Here is a 17,585-nt window from a genome sequence, read left to right as displayed (position 1 = left end):
CCGCCGTCAGTGCGGCAGGTCCAGCTCGGCGACGACGGTCTTGCCGACCGGCACCCGGTCGCGCACCTCCCACCGGGCGGCCAGCGCGTCCACGAGGAGCAGGCCGCGGCCGGTGTCGGCGAGGGGCCCGGGCGCGGGGCGCGCCCCTGGCCAGGGCGGGCGCCGCTCACCCCGGGCGTCGCTGACCGCGATCCGCAGCAGACCCCCGCCGAGAAAGAGCGCGAGTTCGAAGTCGCGGCCGGGTACGCGGCCGTGCGTCACCGCGTTTGCGGCGAGTTCGGCCACGAGCAGGGCTGCGGTGTCGGAGTCCACGGTGCCGTACGGGATGCCCCACGCGTCGAGCTGGTGGGCGGTCAGGTGCCGGGCGAGGCGGGCCCCGCGCGGAGTGGAGCTGAACCGCTGCGTGAAGGTCCGCGCGGGGGCGGTGAGCTGGTCGGCCGGTCCGGCCGGGGAGGTGGTCATGGCCCCAATGTGCGGCCGCAATCCAGGCTTTCACCAGCCGGACGCCGCGTACGCAGAGTCAGCGTACGCGCACGAAACGTGGACAGTACGCGTGGCCGTCCGCAACCATGGCGGAGCTGAGGGCGTTACGAGGGCACGTGGGCGAAAGGTGGCCGCTGATGGGCTACGGCAACACGGACGGCGGCGGTACGAGCGCGGAGCCCTGCACTCCGGCGGGCGGCGAGCCCGAGCCCTCGGACAGTCTGCGCACCTTCGGCGCGGTCGTCCAGGCCCTGCGTGAACACGCGGGGCTGGCCCGGGAGGAGTTCGCCGCCCGGGTGGGCTACTCCCGGCACACCGTGGCCTCGATCGAGCAGGGCCGCCGGATGCCCGACCTGGACTTCGTCGAACGGGCCGAGTCGGCCCTGGGCGATACCGGGGCGCTGCGCCGGGCGGCACCCCACCTGACCCGGCGCCCGGGACTGGCGAGCTGGTTCCGGCGGTGGGCGCGGCTGGAGGAGGAGGCGGTGACGCTCTACACCTACGAATGCCGCATGGTCCCCGGCCTCTTGCAGCCGGAGCCGTACGCGCGCACGCTGTTCGTGGACCAGTTGCCCCCGCTCAGCGACGACCAGATCGAGGCCCAGTGGGCGGCGCGGGCGGCACGGCAACGGCTGCTGCGGGAGCGACCCAACACCACGTTCGGGTTCATCCTGGAGGAGCACTTGTTCCGGAGGCGGACGGGCGGGGTGGAGGTGACCCGGGTGCTCATCGACCACGTACTGGAGGCCGCCACACTGCGGAACGTGGAGATCCAGGTGATGCCGCTGGAGAGGGCTTCGCATGCGGGGCTGGACGGCTCCATGCAGCTACTGGAGACAAGTGATCCGCGTTGGTATGCCTACTCGGAGGGGCACCGGAGTGGCGTGCTGATCAGCGACGCCAAGGAGATAAGCGTGCTCCAGCGGCGGTATGCCAGGATGCGGGCACAGGCCCTCTCCCTGGACGATTCCGTGGGCCTGTTGCGGGAGATACGAGGAGCGCTATGAGCACGGAAGAGCTGGTCTGGTTCAAGAGCAGTCACAGCAGTGGTGGTGATGGCGACTGCGTGGAGGTGGCGAAGGGCTCCGAAGCCGTCCACGTACGCGACTCCAAGTTCCGGAAGGGCCCCCAGCTCACGCTTTCTCTCACGGCCTGGGCCTACTTCGCCACCTACGCCCCCGAGGCCTGACACCGGGCGTACTTCGCAGGTGCTCCGCCCCGTCACGATGGGGGGCGGAGCATCCGTGTTTCAGCTGGCGGGCGGGGGCTACTCCCCCGCGTCCACCGCCTCCTGAAGCCGGCGGGAGAAGTAGGCGTGAGCGGCCCTCATCTCCTCCTCCCGGTCGGCCTTGTAGAACGGGGCGGTGTAGTCCTCCGGCGGGCCGGGCCGTTCCTTGGCCTCGTAGGCGAGCAGCTGCTCGTAGTGCTGCTTGGTCTGGCCGAAGCCGTAGGTGTAGCGGTTCCCGGCGATCTTGCGTCCCTTGGCGTCGAACCAGGTCACCGCGTCGAAGTCCTGCATGATCGGGAAGCGGGACTTGTACATGGCGGCGAGGGCGTCCGCGCTCACCCCCAGCCAGACGGCGACGAGCGCGTCGATCTCCACGAGCGCGGCCCGGCGAGCACGCTCGGTACGGAGCGGGGTGCCACGGTTCCAGTCCGGGGTCACCTGGTGCAGCGGCTCCAGCCCGGGCCACTCACAGGCCCAGGGCTCGTAGGCGGGCCAGGTCGGATCGTAGAGCTCCTCCCACAGGTCCGCGTAGGCGTCGGTGAGGCAGTTGAGGCGAAGGGTGCGGAGGAGCAGGGCGGATGCCAGGGGATGGCCCACCCCTGGGGCCGGCATCAGCTTCGCGCCCGCGACACGCAGGTCACCACGGCCTGTCGTACGCAGGAAGTAGTCCATCGGCAGCGACGACCAGAACCCGGCAACCAGGGCCGTTGATGGAGCATCGGCCAGAACCATGCTGTGCACCTGATCGACATGCGCTGCTCCCGGAGGCACCAGGGCTACGTACAGCGCCCGCTCAGTGTCAGGCGCGATCTGCCGCCGCCAAGCCACCCGATAGAACTCCGTATACGGCCGCTCCAGCCGCCGTAGCAGTTCCACCTCCACCTGTTCCTCGGTGGCCTCCCCCGGCTCGACGCCGTGAGCCCTGGCCGCCGACGAACGCGCCCGCGCCACCTCCCGCTCGGAGGCACGCAGTTCCGCGAGGCTCCGCCCGTCGGTCCACACGTCCTGGGCTGCGCGGTAGGTGATCGGTTCGGCCTCGTACACGTACTCCGACTCGGGCACGGCGTCGTCGGCCAGGGTCATCGGGTTGAGGCCGAGGACTTCGCCCGCGCCCTGGCTGGGCTGCTTGAACATGGGGTTGGCCAGACCGAGCTGGGGTCCCTTCAGGATCACTTCCGACCAGTCGGCGGGCCGGCGGCGGGTGCCGTCAGGCCCGGGGACGTTGTAGTCGATGAGGCCTGCCGCCTTGGCTCCGCTCTCGTGGTAGCCGCTGCTGATCTGCGGCTCGTACCGGCCGAGCCGCAGCGGGTACCGCGCCAGGGCGTCGATGGCGTCGGCCTCGGCGGTGCTCACCGGTGAGAGAAGACGCGCCTGGCGTACGGGCTGGTTCTCGTCGCCGGTCAGGCGCTGCCAGCGTGCCAGCATCCTCTCGTCGACCCGCACGATGCGCTTGGGGTGGGGGCGTTCGTCCCAGCTCTCGCCGAAGCGGACCCCGGGGTCCGGCTGATTCTTGTCGGCGAAGGCCGAATCGCGCAGGGCCTCGACGGAGAACAGCCACGACAGGTGGTCGAAGCCGATCTCCCCCGCCTCCCCGTAGACGTGCACCCCGAAGTGGCTCGACCGGCCGACCGGCGGAGGGAAGAACCGGTTGCCGGAGTTGACGAAGTCGCCGTGGACGCGCAGCCGGGTGTAGGCGGCCTCACGGAGCCGCCCCTCCTTGTCCCCGCTGAAGTGGGAGTCGGGGTGGACCAGGCCGACCGTGCCGCCGCCCGCGGTGTGTTCCCAGGTCCGGCACATGAAGGCCCGGTACAGGTCCGGCTGGGTCCCCGCCAGCAGCGGGTAGAGGTGTCCGGAGCCGAGCATGGCGCCCGTGCCGCTGTGTGCGGCCAGCTCCGCCAGCAGGTACCGGCGCACCTCGTCGGAGCTCAGCAGGGCGTCCCGCCGGCGTGACCGCTCCGCCTGGGTCGGCTTCTCGGTGAGCATGAACCAGGGCTCGTACTCGGCGAGGAGGGGGTTCTCCTCCCACCTCGGCCGCACCCACGGCGGATTCCCCACCTGAAGGTCGAACCCCCCGCGCTCCCCCCGGAACACGTGGGCGAAGTGCAGCTCCCAGTGGAAGAAGCCGTGTCCGTCCTCGGCCCTGATGTCGCGTTCCGTGGTGCCCGCGATCGCTTCGGCCGTGGGGAGCCAGGGGAAGCGGAAGGTGAGGCGGCCGGGGGTGTCCATGCCGAGGGTGCCGTCGAGGCGGCCCTCGATGTCGGCGAGGTGGCGCAGGGCCTCGTCGACGGACAGGTTCTCGATGCCGGCGAGCAGGGAGTCCTCGGGGACGTCCTCGGTGCCGAGCAGGGCTTCCAGGAAGTCCAGCCAGTCGGCGAGGTTCTTCAACGGGATGCACGACCGGCGGGTGTCCTTGATCTGGGACTCGCGTCCGTGCGTGCCACGCTTGGAGCGCGTCCTCAGCCCTGCGTCCTCCGCGGTGGCCAGCTCCTCCTGCTCGCCGTCCGGGTCGTCGAAGAGCCCGGCGGCCTGCCACTGCTGGTCGCCAGGCGCGGGCCCCTCGGGAAGAGGCGGGGGCTCCGGAGGCGCCTGCCGGTCCGGGGCCGGGTTCTCCTCCCCGGACAGCAGGGCGGCGACGGCGGCCTCGTCCACCAGAGCTCCGCCCGTCTCGTAGACGGTGTCCGTGCCGTCCAGCTCCCCCACCCGGTCCAGGGGCCAGAACCACAGGGCGCACCAGGCGTCCATGACGGTCTTGAGCCGCCAGTACGGGGTGCCGCGCCGGGTGAGGTCGTCCAGGACGGCCTTCCGGTCGGCCGCCTCCGAGGGCTGGTCCAGCCAGTCGGCGCCCCAGACGTCGATCCGCCGGGAGATCTTCCGCTCGGAGAGCTCCAGGCGCTTGGCGACCAGGGTCCACAGGAACTCCGCCCGGCGGGCGACGCCCTGGAGCCGGCCCAGTTCGGTCCCGGCGGCCGAGGCACGCCACCGTTCGTACCGGCGGCGCTTCTCCTCCGCGGTCTCCGGGCGCTGCTTGCGCTCCCCCGTCTGCGGGTCCTTGTACGTCTTGGTGGCGGTCTCGGCGAACGGCTTCGGCCCCTTCGGCGAGCGCTGGATGCCCCTGCGCCACTGGGCCAGCGCCTGGGCCTCGGGGCCGGCGAGCTTCTTCGCCTCCGGTTCGCCCGCCACCGCGCCCCAGCCGGGGGCCGGGAGCAGGAAGTGGTGGACGGCGCCCTCGGGCAGCGGGCCGTCCCGGAAGGGCAGTTCGGCCGGGGGCAGCGGGTCCTTCTTCGCCAGCCACCCGCCTCCGGTCAGGGCCTCGGAGTGGTAGATCCGGCGGCCGGCCCCGACCAGGGAGTTGCCCCGGCGCAGGTGGAGGCCGAACCAGGGGGCGCGCATCCCGGGGTGCATGGAGTTGAGCCAGAGGGAGACCTCGGCCAGCTCCACGGCGGTGGCGTTGAGGTCGACGCCATAGGCGTTGTGCAGGGCGATGTACGCCTTGACCTTCTGGAGTTCGAGCTGGCGCTGGTCGGCGTCGACCCGGCGGCCCAGTTCGCGTTCGCGCCGCCTCAGGTACTCGGCGGCCACCTGGTCCACGGCCTCGTTGAGGAAGGCCCCGGAACCGAGCGCGGGCTCGCAGATCTTCCAGCCGAGCAGTTCGCGGGCCTCGGTGGTGGTGCCGTCCTGGTCCAGGCGGTGGCGGAGGGCCAGTTCGACGGTGACCTCGGTGAGGGACTTCGGCGTGTAGTACGACGCGGAGGTCTGGCGGTCCCGGCCGGCGAGGCGGTAGACGAACTTGCCCCGGGGGTGGACGACGCGTTCGGCGGCACCGGTCTCCTGGTTCTCACGGCGGACGAAGACCTCGTCCGGGTACTCCTTGACCTGCGCCGCCTTGATCATCCAGCTGCCGCCGGAGGGGTCCCCGCCCTTGGCGACCTCCCACAGCTCCTCGTCGGCGATGAACCCGGTGTACGACATCAGGCCCTCGTAGACCGCTCCGAGCTGGTTGATGCCGAGCTGGGCGTAGGAGATGAAGCCGCCGCGTTCCCGGCCCTTGCCCTTGGTGAGCATCAGGCGCCGCAGCACCTTGTGGAGGGTCTCGTTGCGCAGCCGGGTGTCCAGTTGAGGGCGGCGGGGAGAGTCCGGGTCGTCCGGGTCGTAGGCAGGGTTCCCGATGCGGCCCTCGCCGATCAGGCGGACGGCGTCTTTCTTGAACAGGTCGGAGCGGAGCGCCTCGAAACGCAGTCCGGCGCCGGTGGATCGGGCGGCGGCCCGACGGGCCCGGTCGGCCTCGCGGACGCGCTCGGTGTGCTCGGCCTGGGTCAGCGCCCCAGCGGCCAGCAGCGCGTCGGCTTCCTGTTCGGCCCGGGTGGCCTCGCGGTCGGCGGCCTCGGCGACCAGGTCCTCCGCCTCGCTCCCGTACCGGCGGTGCCCCTCCTCGACCTTCTCGAAGAGGAGTTCCAACGACTCGTAGAGGTGGAAGCCGCGACGGGAACGCTCGCCGACGAGGTCGCGCAGGACGAGGTCCCCGAGGCGCTGGAGGCCGTACCCCCGCTCGTACTCGGGGTGGTCGGAGGGGAGGATGCCCAGGGCGGGGCTGGCCTCGGCGTAGAGCAGGAAGAGAATCCGGTAGAGGTAGCGCAGCGCCTCGCGGCTGAGTTCCTTGGCGAGGCGGGCCGGATCGTCCAGGTCGGCGGGAGCGACGCCGTTGCACGGTTCACGCAGGCGGTTCAGGACCTCGTCGGCGATCCACTCGACGCTCAGCCGCAGCCCCTCGCGGAGTTCGGTGGAGACGCCCACGGCGTGCTTGCCGGACTTGTCGAGGAAGTCGGCCAGGGGCGCGGTGCCGCCCTCGGCGGGGACCCGGAGCGAGTCGGCTCCGAAGAGGGCGGCGACGGTGTCGAGTTCGCCGCCGTTGCGGCCGTCGCGTCGGTTGAGGGCCGAGTCGAGGTCGGCGGCGAGGTAGCGGCCCTCGTGCCAGGCGAGCCGGTCGGCGAGGACAATCACGCCGCCGACGAGGAGCAGCACGTACCGCGGGGGTTCGTCACAGGCGAAAAGGAAGTCGGTGAGCGCCTTGCCATCGGTCAGCCGCGCGGCGCCCTCCAGGGCGACGGGGTGCAGCAGACGCCCGGCGCCGTCCGGGTCGAGGGCGGCGTCCGGCTGGGTGGTCCAGCCGCAGGAGAGGGCAAGCAGGCCTGGTTCGGCGTGGGTCACCTCCACGGAGTAGGCGTGGTCCGAGCGGTGCACGGTGACGGTCTGCTCGTGGGCTCCGGTGTACCCGAGGGCGCGGAGGGTCTCCAGGTGGAGCCCGGAGAGGCGCTTGTCCCATCCGGCGGGGGCCGGGGCGTCGGGCTGGGCGAGCGCCTCCGCGTCCTGCACGAACTCGGCCCGCCCGGCGAAGTACGGGCCGTGCAGGGCGCGCAGCCCCTCGCGGGGCGTACGCGCCCGGGGGGGGACGGTCCCCGGGTCGGCGCCCTGCCGCTTCGCCTCGGCGAGGGCGGCGGTGTGGCGACGGTGTTCCGTCTCCTCGGCCGCGGCCCAGCGGGCCAGCAGTCCGTCCTTGGCCTTGAGGTCCTTGGGTAGGACCTCGGCAAGGTAGTGGGCCGAGAGGTAGTCGCCGTGGTTGACCAGTGAGTCGTACGTCACGTCAGTTGTTCTCCGCCTGCGCGTCGGACGGGGTGTCGGGGAGGGGGGTGGTTCCGGCGGGCCGGTCCAGGACGGCGAGGACCCGTAGGAGCGGCCGGCCAGTGGTCTGCAACTGCTCCAGGAGCCGGGCCAGTTCGTCGACGGTGGCCTCCACTTGGCGCTCGCGGCGGCCGGTGGCGCCCGCGTCGAGCGTCTCCTGCTTCCACGAGGCCACGTGCTCGCGGTAGGAGTCCAGGGGCTGGCTGATCCGGGCGGCCCACTCCTCCTTGCCCGCCTCCAGGTGCTTGCGGGCGGCGGCGACGGCGGCGGGGACCAGGGTCTGGAGGTGGCCGAGGTCGCGGGGGCCGCCGGTCCGGGCGAGCCGCGGGTCGACCTTGGCCTCGCGCAGCGCCTCGGCCATGGGCCGGACCCCGACTGGGGCTGAGCCGTCGAGGCCCGTCACCGCCATCCAGCTCACCACGGTCGGACGGCCCAGGGCGTTGGAGTAGATGCCCTGGACGAGGAAGACCGGACCGTCCACGTGGGGTGAGGTGATGACCGGCGCCTCCTGGTGGCCGAACTCGACCAGCACCTTGTCCGTGAGCCATTCCACCATCGGATGCAGGTCGGTGAGGAAGGAGACCTCCGGCCACATGGTGTCGCTGCTCTTGCGGGCCTCGTCGAGTTTCCGGTTGGCCAGGCTCCGGTCGAAGGTGACCATCATCCGCTTGGCCACGCCCCGCTCCTTGAGGTAGGAGGGGGGCAGGGCCTTGAGACGGTGGAGGAGGTCGGGGACGAGGGCCGGGGAGAGGGAGAGGTAGGCCCCTCCGTCGCGGTCAATCGCCTCGGAGAGTTCCAACTGCTGTTCTGCCCGGTCGCCGAAGATCTCGGCGAGTGCGGTGGCGACGAACTCGGCGGTGGAGCCGTCGAAGAGGGAGACGAGCTCGGCGCGGGCCGGCAGTTCGTGTGCGGTGACCGTGTCCACCTGGCCGAAGAGGTCGGCAAGGTCGGAGTCCCCTGAGGTACCGGCGTCGTCCAGGAACGTCTCCACGGTGCCGCCATGAACCAGTTCCCGAATAAGACGGCGTTCCTCCTCGTCGGCGCGGAAGTATCCGGTTTCCGCCTCGGCGGTGCCGTTGAGCTTGTGCGCCTCCTCCTCTCGGAGGATCAGCTTCTCGGCGACCGTGCGGTCGTCCCTCGCGCCGGGGTGCCCGGAGGTCAGGACCAGGGCACGGAACTCCGGCTGGTTCGTCTGCCCGTAGCGGTCGATCCGTCCGTTGCGCTGCTCGATGCGGATGAGGGACCACGGAATGTCGTAGTGGACCAGGTGGTGGCACTGGCGGTGCAGGTTGACGCCCTCGGAGGCGACGTCGCCGGTGAACAGGAGCCGCACCTCGTTGTCGGCGAGGCCGAACTCCTCCAGGATCCTGAGCTGCTCCTGGTCACCGAGACCGCCGTGGAGGACACGGACGGCCTTGTACGCGCCCTCTGTGCCCGCCCGGAAACCGAGCCGGGCCGGCACGACCCGGGCAAGCCAGGTGAGGGTGGCAATGCGCTCGGAGAAGATCACGGCCCGGGTCGAGGAACGCGGCCCCACTCCGATCTCCTTGAGCTGCTCGACCAGCGCGTCGAGCTTTGCCGAGTCGCCGGGAGCGGTCCCGTCGCCCATGCCGTCGGCCAGTTCCCGGAGCCGGTGCAAGGCCTGTTGTTCGGGCGCGATGGCGGGGTCCGGGGCGAGGCCTTCGCGGACCGCCGTGTCCAGGCGCCCCTGCAGGGTGCCCAGGCGGGCGTCGACCGTGGCCTTGAGGGCGACGTGGGAGGAGAGGAAGGTCTTCAGCAGGCCGAAGGCGAAGAGCGGCTCCGCCGTCACCGACGTCTGCTCCTGGCCGGCGGTACCGAACTCGGTACTCGTGGCCGGGGCGGGCAGCCAGTTCCCGGTCAGCTCGGCGAAGATCCGCTCCTCCGCCTCGGTCGCCGGACAGTGCAGCGAGAGGGTGGGGCCACGGTCAGGCCACTCCTCCCCCATCTCCTCCCTGACCTCGGGGCTGACCTTGGTACGGCGGATGTAGAGGTGCCCGAGGTCGTCGGCCGGGTCGTACCGGTCGCGGTTGGCGATGGCGGCCGGGTCGAGCAGGGAGATGAGGTCGGCGAAGGAACGCTTGTCGCCGTTGTGCGGGGTGGCGCTGGCCAGCAGCAGCGCGTCGGTGCGCGGGGCCAGGATCTCCGCGAGCGCCCGGCGCTGGCTGCCTGCGTTGATCAGGTTGTGAGACTCGTCGATGACGACAGCGTCCCAGCGGATGCGCTCCAGGTGGTGGCGGTACTGGCCGATGTTCTTGAGCGTGTCCACGGAGATGATCACCCGCTTGTAGTGGGTGAACGGGTTCCGGCCGGCCGGGATCTCCCGCTGGATGCGCTGAATGCCCAGGGAGTCCAGCCGTACCAGGGGGATGGCGAAGCGGGTCCACAACTCGTGCTGGAACTGCTCCAGGACGCTCTGCGGGGTGACGACCAGGATGCGCTCGCCCCGGCCCCGGCGGATCAGCTCGGCGAGCGTGAGCCCGATCTCCAGGGTCTTCCCCAGGCCGACCACGTCCGCGATCAGCAGACGGGGACGCAGGTTGCGCATGGACAGTGCCAGCTCTGCGGGACGCTGCTGGTAGGCGAGCGGGTCGAGAAGGAAGTTGTCGGCGAGGGCGAGACCGCGCTCCGATTGCGGCAACGGAGTCTTCCGCAGGACGGCTTCGAGGAAGAGGCGCGACCGCCGGAAGTAGGAGGAGGTGTCGGGGACCAGACGGGTCTTCTCCGGATCGAGGAGTTCCACCTTGTCGATCCCGCCGAAGAAGACCGCCTCCTCGTCCCGGACGAACTCGGAGACGCCCAGAGCCTCGATCTTCTCGCCGTCGTACTCGGTGAGCGTGGAGTTGCGCACCAGCCACTGCTCGTCCCGTACCAGGATCTGCGAGCCCGGCGGATACCGGTTCTCCCCCAGCTCAGCCACCGCGATCCTCCGTGGTCTCTCATACGGCCGTACGGCCGTAAGTCTGTCACGCAGGGGCGAGCCGCCGGACCGAAAGGGCGCAGGTGCGTATGCGGCTCAGAAGCGGGCGTCCCGGGCGTAGGCGGCACGGATCTGCTCGGCGATGCGCAGGGGCGCCGACAGCCGGGTACCGACTCCGGTCGCAGAGCGCTCGTGGTCGCGGGTCTGGCCTCCGGACGGCACTGCCGGCCTGTGGGCGGGTCCGGCCGGCCCGGCAGGTTCCGCTTCCGCGGCCGGTCCGGCGGGCGCCTCGTCGTCCTCGTCGGCCGCCACGTCCACGAGGGTCGGGGTGTACAGCAGCTCGTCCACCGGCCCGTGCGGCACCGGGACGGCCGGGATGCGGTCCGTGAGCCGCCGCTTGGCCTGCCGGGCGGTGAGGCCACAGCCCTGGACGACCCGCACCAGTTCCACGGTCACCTCCTCCAGCGTGGGGCGCTCACCCGGGTGCCGGCTGAGCATGGCTGTGATCAGGGGGTGCAGCTCCGCAGGCAGCCCGGTGAGGTCCGGGGCGGTCGCGGGGTCCTCGATGTTGAGCGCCACGGCCTGCCAGGTGGAGCCGGAGTAGGGGTAGTGCCCGGTGGCGGCGTACAGCAGGACGGCGCCGAGAGCGTAGACGTCGGCCGCGCGGTCGAGCTGGTGCTCACCGCGCGCCTGCTCCGGCGGCATGCAGAAGATGGAACCAACCACGTACCCCGAGGCCGTCAGCACCGAACGGCGCTCGGCGAGGACGGCCAGCCCGAAGTCGATGACTTTGGGTCCGTAGGGGGCGAGGAGGATGTTCTGGGGCTTGAGGTCCCGGTGCAGCAGACCGGCGTCGTGGACGGTGGCCAGGCCCTCGGCGAGCAGCGCCCCGAGACTGGCGGTCTCCGGCAGCGGCAGCACACCACGCTCGGTGACGAGAACGCGCAGGTCAGGGCCGGGTACGTATTCGACGGCGAGCCACGGGGCATCCGCCTGGGCGTCGGCAGCAACGAACGCGGCGACGAACGGGCCGTACACCGTCTTGAGACTATCCACTTCCAGCAGGAACCTGGCCCGGGCGTCCTCGTCGAGAACCGAGGACTTGATGACCTTCACCGCCACCTGCTGGCCCGCCGCCGACTCACCGAGGAAGACCTGCCCCATCCCCCCCGAGCCGATGCGGCAGACCAGAGTGTATCCGCCGATGGTCCGCGGATCGTCGTCCCTCAGTGGCTCCACGGGTTCGCGCCCTCCCCTTGCTGCCGTCGGCACGGCCCCGTCCAGGCTTACTCAAGAGGAGGCCGAAGCAAGTCTAGAGGGCTGGTCCCCCTCTCCCGCACAGCCGTCGCACACGCACCGGCGGACGGCACAGGCTACGACCCGAGATGGGGAAGCCCGGCGAACAGAGCCACCCCGAAGACCACCACCAGAAGCCTCGGCAGAACGTCACGCAGGAAAATGGGCCCACCGCGTGTCAGCAGAGGATTCCGCCGAGCCTCCAACCTGTACCGCGCCCAGAAGAACAAGGCATCCCCAGCCAGCCGACTGCCGAAACCGCAACCAGCCAGTGCAGGTGTTCGCGAAACAGGTAGCCGATGAGTCCACCGCCCCGCAGAACCCAGACAACGACCAGAATGCCGAAAACCTCCAGGCAGAAGAAGGCGTTCCAGACACAGAGGAGGAAATCCCGCCTGAGCTGCCAATACGTTGCCCGTGAGAGGTGTTTCCGGTCGCGCAGCAGATCATGCACCGAATGCTGCGGAGGTCCTCCGATGTAGTTGTTGACCTGCTGACCCGCAAGCTGAACGGGCCCGTTGATGAAACTGCCACGGACAACGTTGGACTCGTCCTCGTTCTTCAATGCTCCCACCCCTAGAACGAGTTGATCTGCACGCCCGACCCTTGCACAGGGCCAATGATCGTGTTGTTGACGAGCGAGACGGCCGCACGCCCACCCGGCTCCACCTCCTCGGCGGCAGAAGCCAACAAGTCCGCCACAGCCAAGGGACCAACATCGATCAAGTCGCGTACATACCCCCTCAGTTCGCGAGAAAGCGCGCGCTGCCTCCGTGCGTCCCCATCGGCAACCGCATCCGCAAGTTCTTCGCGAACCCGGTCGAAGTGCTCGATAGTCGGCACCGACCCGCCCTTCCGGCCACGCCGAAGCAATCCGAGCAGCCTCGGACGCACGTGTTCATACGCGTCCGTCGTCAGCAGCCCACCCAAAGCCGCCACTCCACCGTCCAGCAGGTCGGCAAACTCAGCATCCATACGCCCTCCCACACCCCAGCCGATACACCCAGAGTACCGGCAACGTCACTCAAGGTTGCAGCGGCGGCGCCCCACCCTCTCTGGTGCCCAGCCCGGCTACCGCAGCTGATGCAGGCGGGCCGAGGAATCCGTGGAGAGGTGGTCGCCCCTGACGGCGCCGGACCCTGGTCGGCCTGCCCACGTTGGGGCCGCAGTCACTCCAACCAGCCGAGGACAGCGGTAGGGCATCGCCCCCTCACCCCTTCCGCCCCACCCCACACACCGCATGCCCCCGGATCACAGGCCCCGGGTATGTCGACAGCTCCGGCCGCCAGTCCGGTGTCGGTACCACCCCCGGCTCCACCAACTCCAGCCCCTCGAAGAACGCGGCGATGTCGGCCGGGGCGCGGAGGTGGTACGTGTGGGCCGACTGGGAGTTGTAGGCGGCGACGGCGGTGTTGAGGGCCTCGCTGGTGTCGGTGCCGTCGCTGAGGGCGAGGTAGCTGCCTGAGGGGAGGGCGGCGAGGAGTTCGGTGACGAGGGCGACGGGGTTCTCGTCGTCGGGGAGCTGGCCCAGGATGCCGAGGAGGGTGAGGGCCACGGGCTGGTCGAAGTCGAGGGTGCGGCGGGCCTCGGCGAGGATGCGGGCGGGGTCGCGGACGTCGGAGTCGACGTAGGCGCAGGCGCCCTCGGGGGTGCTGGTGAGCAGGGCGCGGGCGTGGACGAGGACCAGGGGGTCGTTGTCGACGTAGACGACGCGACTCTCGGGGGCGACGCGCTGGGCCAGTTCGTGGGTGTTGTCGGCGGTGGGCAGGCCGGTGCCGATGTCGAGGAACTGGCGGATGCCGACCTCGCCGGCGAGGTGGCGTACGGCGCGGGCGAGGAAGTGGCGCTGGAGGCGGGCGACGGCGGCGAAGTCCGGGAAGGCCGTGAGGATCTGCTCGCCGACGGCGGCGTCCGGCGGGTAGTGGTCCTTGCCGCCGAGGAGGTAGTTCCAGACCCGGGCGGAGTGCGGACGGTCGGTCCGGAGGCGGGCGGCCAGGTCGTCCCTGGGGGCGGGCGTCGTCATGGGCCGATCATCACACAACGGGGTGAGGACTGGCGGTAGTTGGGGTTCCGGTTGGTGGGACGTCCCGCGTGCTCCGGCGTCCTCGCAGGTGAGGGGCTGGGACGGACCGGATGCGTCCCAGAGTGCCGGAGCAGGGTGGTGCGCGGGGCCGGGGCGCGGTGAGGGTGGTGCCACCGGGCGGAACCGACGAGACGGGGGACGGTGTGCGAGGAAAGCACTGGACGTGGTGGACGGCGGCGCTCGCGGGTGGTGCCGTGCTGACGCTGCTCCCGGCGGGGGTGGCGGGCGCGGCGGCGCCGGAGCGGGCCCAGGTGCGCGCGGCGGCCGACTGCGCGCCGGTCAGCACGGTGGGCCGGTACTGCGGCTACCACGCGGGCACCTCCTGGGCCGAGTACGGCAGCCGGGGCAGCCACGTGAAGGAGATCCAGGCGCTCGTCAACCGCACGACGCGGTACGGCACGACGCTCGCCGTGGACGGGATCTACGGCGCCGACACGCGGACCGCCGTGACGTGGTTCCAGTGGTACTACGGCAGCGAGGCGCTGTCGGACGGCATCGTCGGGCCGAAGACCTGGGAGCTGCTCCGCTACGGCAAGCGGTAGGCCCGGGGCGAGGGACGCGAGTGACGGAAGTCCGGCAGACAGCGGAAGGGCGGAAGGGCGGAAGGGCGGAAGCGTATGAAGAACGTACGGAAGTCTCTGGTGGTGCTGACGGCGACGGTGGCGCTGTTCGGCGGGTCGGTGGCGGTGGCCGGCACGGCCTCGGCGGCGGCGGCCGCGGCGGCGGAGAACTGCCGCAGGACGCAGACGGTGGGCTGGTACTGCGGCCACCACGCGGGGCGGACCGTCGTCCTGGCGCAGGGCAGCAAGGGGGCGGCGGTGCGCGAGGTGCAGGCGCTGATCGCCAACACCACGGCGTACTACGCGTACCACAGCACGCCGCTGCACGTGGACGGCGACTACGGGCCGGCCACGCGGGCGGCGGTGCGCTGGTTCCAGAGGCACTACATGGGCTCGGGCCATGTCGACGGCGTCGTCGGGCCCAACACCTGGAACCGGCTCCGGAAGGTCTGAGCCCGGCGGGTTCCACCGGGCGCACGAAGAGGGGAGACCACATGACACGAGGGCGACAGGACGGGGAGCGGACGACGATGACCAGGCGCGTACGGGGTTGGGCGGTGGCGGGGGTGTCGGCGCTGCTGCTGGCGGGGGCGGCGACGGCCGCCGGACCGGCGGTCGCGGCCGCCGGGGAGCAGGAACAGGAAGGGCTCGGGGTGGCGGCGGCGAGCTGCACCAAGACCAAGAAGGTGTACTGGGGCACGCCGGCCGCCTCGCTGCCGGTCAGCTCCGGCGGTTCGGTCAACTGCCTGCTCGGCCCCGGTTCGTCGGGCAGCGCCGTCAAGGCGCTCCAGCACGCGCTGGCCCGCTGCCACAAGGTGAACCTGGGTGCGGGCGGCGTCGACGGCATCTACGGCGAGCGCACCCGGGCCGGTGTCCTCGCGGTGCAGCGGGCGGCGGGGATCGCCCAGGACGGGGTCTACGGGCTCCAGACCCAGCGGTCGATGAACTGGGATTTCCAGGGCGGCGGCCAGCGGTTCTGCGGGAACATCTACGTGACCCCGTGACCCCGTGACCCCGTGACCCCGTGAGGCCGGACCGCACATGCGGGCGGCGCCGCTCCCTCCGTACGGGAGGGGCGGCGTCGTCCGCGCATGGGCGGAGCGGGCGGTCAGCCCGCGATGCCGTGCAGTTCCGTCCCCGGAGGGAGGACGCGGACGAGCTTCTTGTTGACGAACTCGCGCATGCCGAGGTGGCCGAGTTCGCGGCCGTAGCCGGAGCGCTTGATGCCGCCGAAGGGGAGGTCGGCCTGGGTGGAGGTCGGATGGTTGATCCAGACCATGCCGGTCTCGATGCGTTCGGCGACGCGGCGGGCCCGGTCGGTGTCGGCGCAGAAGACGGTGCCGCCCAGGCCGTACTCGCTGTCGTTGGCCAGGGCGACGGCCTCGTCCTCGTCGGCGACGCGGTACACGACGGCGGCGGGGCCGAAGAGTTCCTCGGCGTAGGCGCGCATGCCGGGCTCGACGCCGGTGAGGATGGTCGGCTCGACGTAGGCGCCGGGGCGGTCGACACGCTTGCCGCCCATGACCAGTTCGGCGCCCTGGCGGACGGTCTCCTCGATCTGCTCGACCAGGGTCTCGGCGGCGCCCTCGGAGGAGAGCGGGCCGAGCGTGGTCGACTCGTCGGCCGGGTCGCCGGGGACGAGGCGGCCGAAGGCGGACTTCAGGCCGTCGAGGAAGGCGTCGTAGTGGGCGTCGAGGACGATGAAGCGCTTGGCGGCGACGCAGCTCTGGCCGGTGTTGGCGAGGCGGCCCGCGGCGGCGGCCTTGACCGTGTGCTCCAGGTTCTCCCCGTCGAGGACGAGGAAGACGTCGCTGCCGCCCAGTTCCAGGAGGCTGGGCTTGAGGTTGCTCCCGGCGCGCTCGGCGACCTTGGCGCCCGCGCCCTCGCTGCCGGTGAGCGAGGAGCCGCGCACGAGGCGGCTGTCGATGATGCGCGAGACCTCGTCGTGGCCGACGAAAAGGTTGGTGTACGCGCCGGGCGGCAGTCCGGCGTCCTGGAAGATCTTCTCCAGGGCCAGCGCGGACTGGGCGCAGATCCCGGCGTGCTTGACCAGGACGGTGTTGCCGAGGACGAGGTTGGGCCCGGCGAAGCGGACCACCTGGTAGAGCGGGAAGTTCCACGGCATCACCCCGAGCAGCACCCCCAGCGGCTCGCTGACCAGGTACGCCTCACCCTCCTCGACGTCCAGCGGCTCGGGGGCGGCGAACTCGGGTCCGTGCTTCGCGTAGTACGTGAGGATCGAGGCGGCCAGGTCGACCTCGCCGCGGGCCTCGGAGATCAGCTTGCCCATCTCCTCGGTGACGATCTGGGCGAGCGCCTCCTTGCGCTCCAGCAGCAGCTCGCCGGCGCGTCCGACGGCCGCCGCGCGGTCCTCGACGGTGCGCGCACGCCACTCGCCGAAGGCCAGGTGGGCCGCTTGCACACGGACGTCCACCTCCTTGCCCTCGATCTGCGGGAACTCCGCGACCGTCCTCCCGGTGGCCGGGTTGATGGTGGCGAACGTGCTCTTGCTCTGCTCCGTCATGGTGACCTCGCGTCGGCTGAAGGGTCGGGCGCGGTTCCCGCCGTAGAGCTGTACGGCAGCTGTACGGCTGTACGGCTGTGGGCGACCGGTCGCGTTCGCTGCGTGACCGGTGCCTCTCACTCCACACCTGCCCCACGGTGTACCCGTACATATGAGCGGTAAACCGGACCAATCCGCGGGGCTGCCGGACACTCCGCACGGCCGAGCGCCCCGGCCCCCACCTGGCGGAACAGGGGGAGCCGGGGCGCTCGGAGTGTCACGGGCCGACCCGTGGAGGTCCGCTCAGGCGCGGGCCTCCTCGCCCGGCTCGGGCTGCCCCTCCTCGCGGGGCGCGCCGTTCTGCGGGGCGGCCGGGCCGCCCTGCCGGGGCGCGAAGCCCTGCGGCGCCGGAGGACCCTGCGCGGGGCGCGGGCCGGCCGGGGCCTGCGGGCCGCCGTTCTGTACGGCGGCGAGCCCCTGCGCGGAGGCGGGGCCTGCGGGACGCTGCTGCGGGCCGGGGCCCTGCTGCTGCCCCTCGGGGGCGCCGGGCGCACGCCGGGGGGCGGGCATTCCGGCGGCCGGCCGGCCGGGGCCGGAGGCGCCGGGGCCCTGCGGCCCGGGCCCCTGCGGGGGACGCTGCTGCTCGGGGCGCCGCGGCGGGAGGATGCTGCTCCAGTCGAGGGCGCTCTGAGCCTCCAGACGGGCCTGGTCGGCAACTCGACGCGTCTCGGTGAGGACGTCGCCGTGCTCGCGTACCAGCTGGTCGTAGATCGGAGGATTCGGTGACACTTCGGTGGATCTTCCCTTGTGCGGTCGTG

The 17,585-nt window shown here is 71.5% G+C and carries 14 protein-coding genes; 5 read left to right on the top strand and 9 right to left on the bottom strand.

The features are described 5' to 3' along the window. Positions 1 to 6: 6 nt before the first annotated feature. The gene (locus tag IF45_RS0107305) at positions 7 to 462 is read right to left on the bottom strand and encodes an ATP-binding protein (protein ID WP_008409443.1); all 456 of its coding nucleotides are present in this window, start codon (positions 460 to 462) and stop codon (positions 7 to 9) included. Positions 463 to 620: 158 nt separating this feature from the next. Between IF45_RS0107305 and IF45_RS0107300 the strand changes: the two genes are divergently transcribed. Both IF45_RS0107300 and IF45_RS0107295 read left to right on the top strand, forming a co-directional pair. Next, positions 621 to 1,490 carry a helix-turn-helix domain-containing protein gene (locus tag IF45_RS0107300; protein ID WP_030306332.1) on the top strand — a complete coding sequence of 290 codons (870 nt, stop codon included), beginning with the start codon at positions 621 to 623 and terminating at the stop codon, positions 1,488 to 1,490. After that, entirely contained in the window at positions 1,487 to 1,672 is a 186-nt protein-coding gene (locus tag IF45_RS0107295) for a DUF397 domain-containing protein (RefSeq protein ID WP_030306330.1), read from the top strand. Before IF45_RS0107300 ends, IF45_RS0107295 begins: the two co-directional genes overlap by 4 nt. 78 nt (positions 1,673 to 1,750) lie before the next feature. Here IF45_RS0107295 and IF45_RS0107290 read toward each other — a convergent pair whose 3' ends face one another. The 6 genes from IF45_RS0107290 to IF45_RS0107270 form a co-directional block, all read right to left on the bottom strand. Continuing rightward, complete coding sequence (locus IF45_RS0107290) at positions 1,751 to 7,348, bottom strand: DNA methyltransferase family protein (protein ID WP_030306328.1); 5,598 nt, start codon at positions 7,346 to 7,348, stop codon at positions 1,751 to 1,753. 1 nt (position 7,349) lies between these two features. Beyond that, positions 7,350 to 10,325: an SNF2-related protein gene (locus IF45_RS0107285; protein ID WP_037637742.1), complete on the bottom strand. Its 2,976-nt coding sequence runs from the start codon at positions 10,323 to 10,325 to the stop codon at positions 7,350 to 7,352. Between the two features lie 96 nt (positions 10,326 to 10,421). Continuing rightward, positions 10,422 to 11,564, bottom strand: a complete 1,143-nt coding sequence (locus IF45_RS0107280; protein ID WP_008409438.1) for a serine/threonine-protein kinase — start codon at positions 11,562 to 11,564, stop codon at positions 10,422 to 10,424. A 235-nt stretch (positions 11,565 to 11,799) separates the two neighbouring features. After that, entirely contained in the window at positions 11,800 to 12,186 is a 387-nt protein-coding gene (locus IF45_RS33105) for a hypothetical protein (protein WP_129805464.1), read from the bottom strand. Positions 12,187 to 12,197: 11 nt separating this feature from the next. Then, complete coding sequence (locus tag IF45_RS0107275; protein ID WP_030306324.1) at positions 12,198 to 12,596, bottom strand: hypothetical protein; 399 nt, start codon at positions 12,594 to 12,596, stop codon at positions 12,198 to 12,200. Between the two features lie 235 nt (positions 12,597 to 12,831). Continuing rightward, positions 12,832 to 13,644: an SAM-dependent methyltransferase gene (locus tag IF45_RS0107270; protein WP_037637739.1), complete on the bottom strand. Its 813-nt coding sequence runs from the start codon at positions 13,642 to 13,644 to the stop codon at positions 12,832 to 12,834. Positions 13,645 to 13,847: 203 nt separating this feature from the next. Here IF45_RS0107270 and IF45_RS0107265 point away from each other — a divergent pair, with 203 nt between their 5' ends. The 3 genes from IF45_RS0107265 to IF45_RS0107255 all read left to right on the top strand — a co-directional run bounded on the left by IF45_RS0107265 (position 13,848) and on the right by IF45_RS0107255 (position 15,268). Continuing rightward, positions 13,848 to 14,246 carry a peptidoglycan-binding domain-containing protein gene (locus IF45_RS0107265; RefSeq protein ID WP_030306320.1) on the top strand — a complete coding sequence of 133 codons (399 nt, stop codon included), beginning with the start codon at positions 13,848 to 13,850 and terminating at the stop codon, positions 14,244 to 14,246. A 75-nt stretch (positions 14,247 to 14,321) separates the two neighbouring features. Then, complete coding sequence (locus IF45_RS0107260; protein WP_030306318.1) at positions 14,322 to 14,717, top strand: peptidoglycan-binding domain-containing protein; 396 nt, start codon at positions 14,322 to 14,324, stop codon at positions 14,715 to 14,717. A gap of 41 nt (positions 14,718 to 14,758) precedes the next feature. After that, complete coding sequence (locus IF45_RS0107255; RefSeq protein WP_129805465.1) at positions 14,759 to 15,268, top strand: peptidoglycan-binding domain-containing protein; 510 nt, start codon at positions 14,759 to 14,761, stop codon at positions 15,266 to 15,268. 104 nt (positions 15,269 to 15,372) lie between these two features. Here IF45_RS0107255 and IF45_RS0107250 read toward each other — a convergent pair whose 3' ends face one another. Both IF45_RS0107250 and IF45_RS32145 read right to left on the bottom strand, forming a co-directional pair. Further along, the gene (locus tag IF45_RS0107250; RefSeq protein ID WP_030306315.1) at positions 15,373 to 16,788 is read right to left on the bottom strand and encodes an NAD-dependent succinate-semialdehyde dehydrogenase; all 1,416 of its coding nucleotides are present in this window, start codon (positions 16,786 to 16,788) and stop codon (positions 15,373 to 15,375) included. 282 nt (positions 16,789 to 17,070) lie between these two features. Continuing rightward, positions 17,071 to 17,556: a hypothetical protein gene (locus IF45_RS32145; RefSeq protein ID WP_015507096.1), complete on the bottom strand. Its 486-nt coding sequence runs from the start codon at positions 17,554 to 17,556 to the stop codon at positions 17,071 to 17,073. Positions 17,557 to 17,585 lie beyond the last annotated feature (29 nt).

The sequence above is a fragment of the Streptomyces albidoflavus genome (assembly GCF_000719955.1).
Lineage (GTDB): Bacteria > Actinomycetota > Actinomycetes > Streptomycetales > Streptomycetaceae > Streptomyces > Streptomyces albidoflavus.
Note: the sequence above shows the minus strand (reverse complement) of the source record. Positions and strands in the feature narration are given on the sequence as shown.

Coding starts and splice junctions, on each gene's coding strand:
- IF45_RS0107305 (WP_008409443.1), bottom strand. CDS start 462: ATGACCACCTCCCCGGCCGGACCGGCCGACCAGCTCACCGCCCCCGCG.
- IF45_RS0107260 (WP_030306318.1), top strand. CDS start 14,322: ATGAAGAACGTACGGAAGTCTCTGGTGGTGCTGACGGCGACGGTGGCG.
- IF45_RS0107295 (WP_030306330.1), top strand. CDS start 1,487: ATGAGCACGGAAGAGCTGGTCTGGTTCAAGAGCAGTCACAGCAGTGGT.
- IF45_RS0107250 (WP_030306315.1), bottom strand. CDS start 16,788: ATGACGGAGCAGAGCAAGAGCACGTTCGCCACCATCAACCCGGCCACC.
- IF45_RS0107255 (WP_129805465.1), top strand. CDS start 14,759: ATGACACGAGGGCGACAGGACGGGGAGCGGACGACGATGACCAGGCGC.
- IF45_RS0107270 (WP_037637739.1), bottom strand. CDS start 13,644: ATGACGACGCCCGCCCCCAGGGACGACCTGGCCGCCCGCCTCCGGACC.
- IF45_RS0107275 (WP_030306324.1), bottom strand. CDS start 12,596: ATGGATGCTGAGTTTGCCGACCTGCTGGACGGTGGAGTGGCGGCTTTG.
- IF45_RS0107300 (WP_030306332.1), top strand. CDS start 621: ATGGGCTACGGCAACACGGACGGCGGCGGTACGAGCGCGGAGCCCTGC.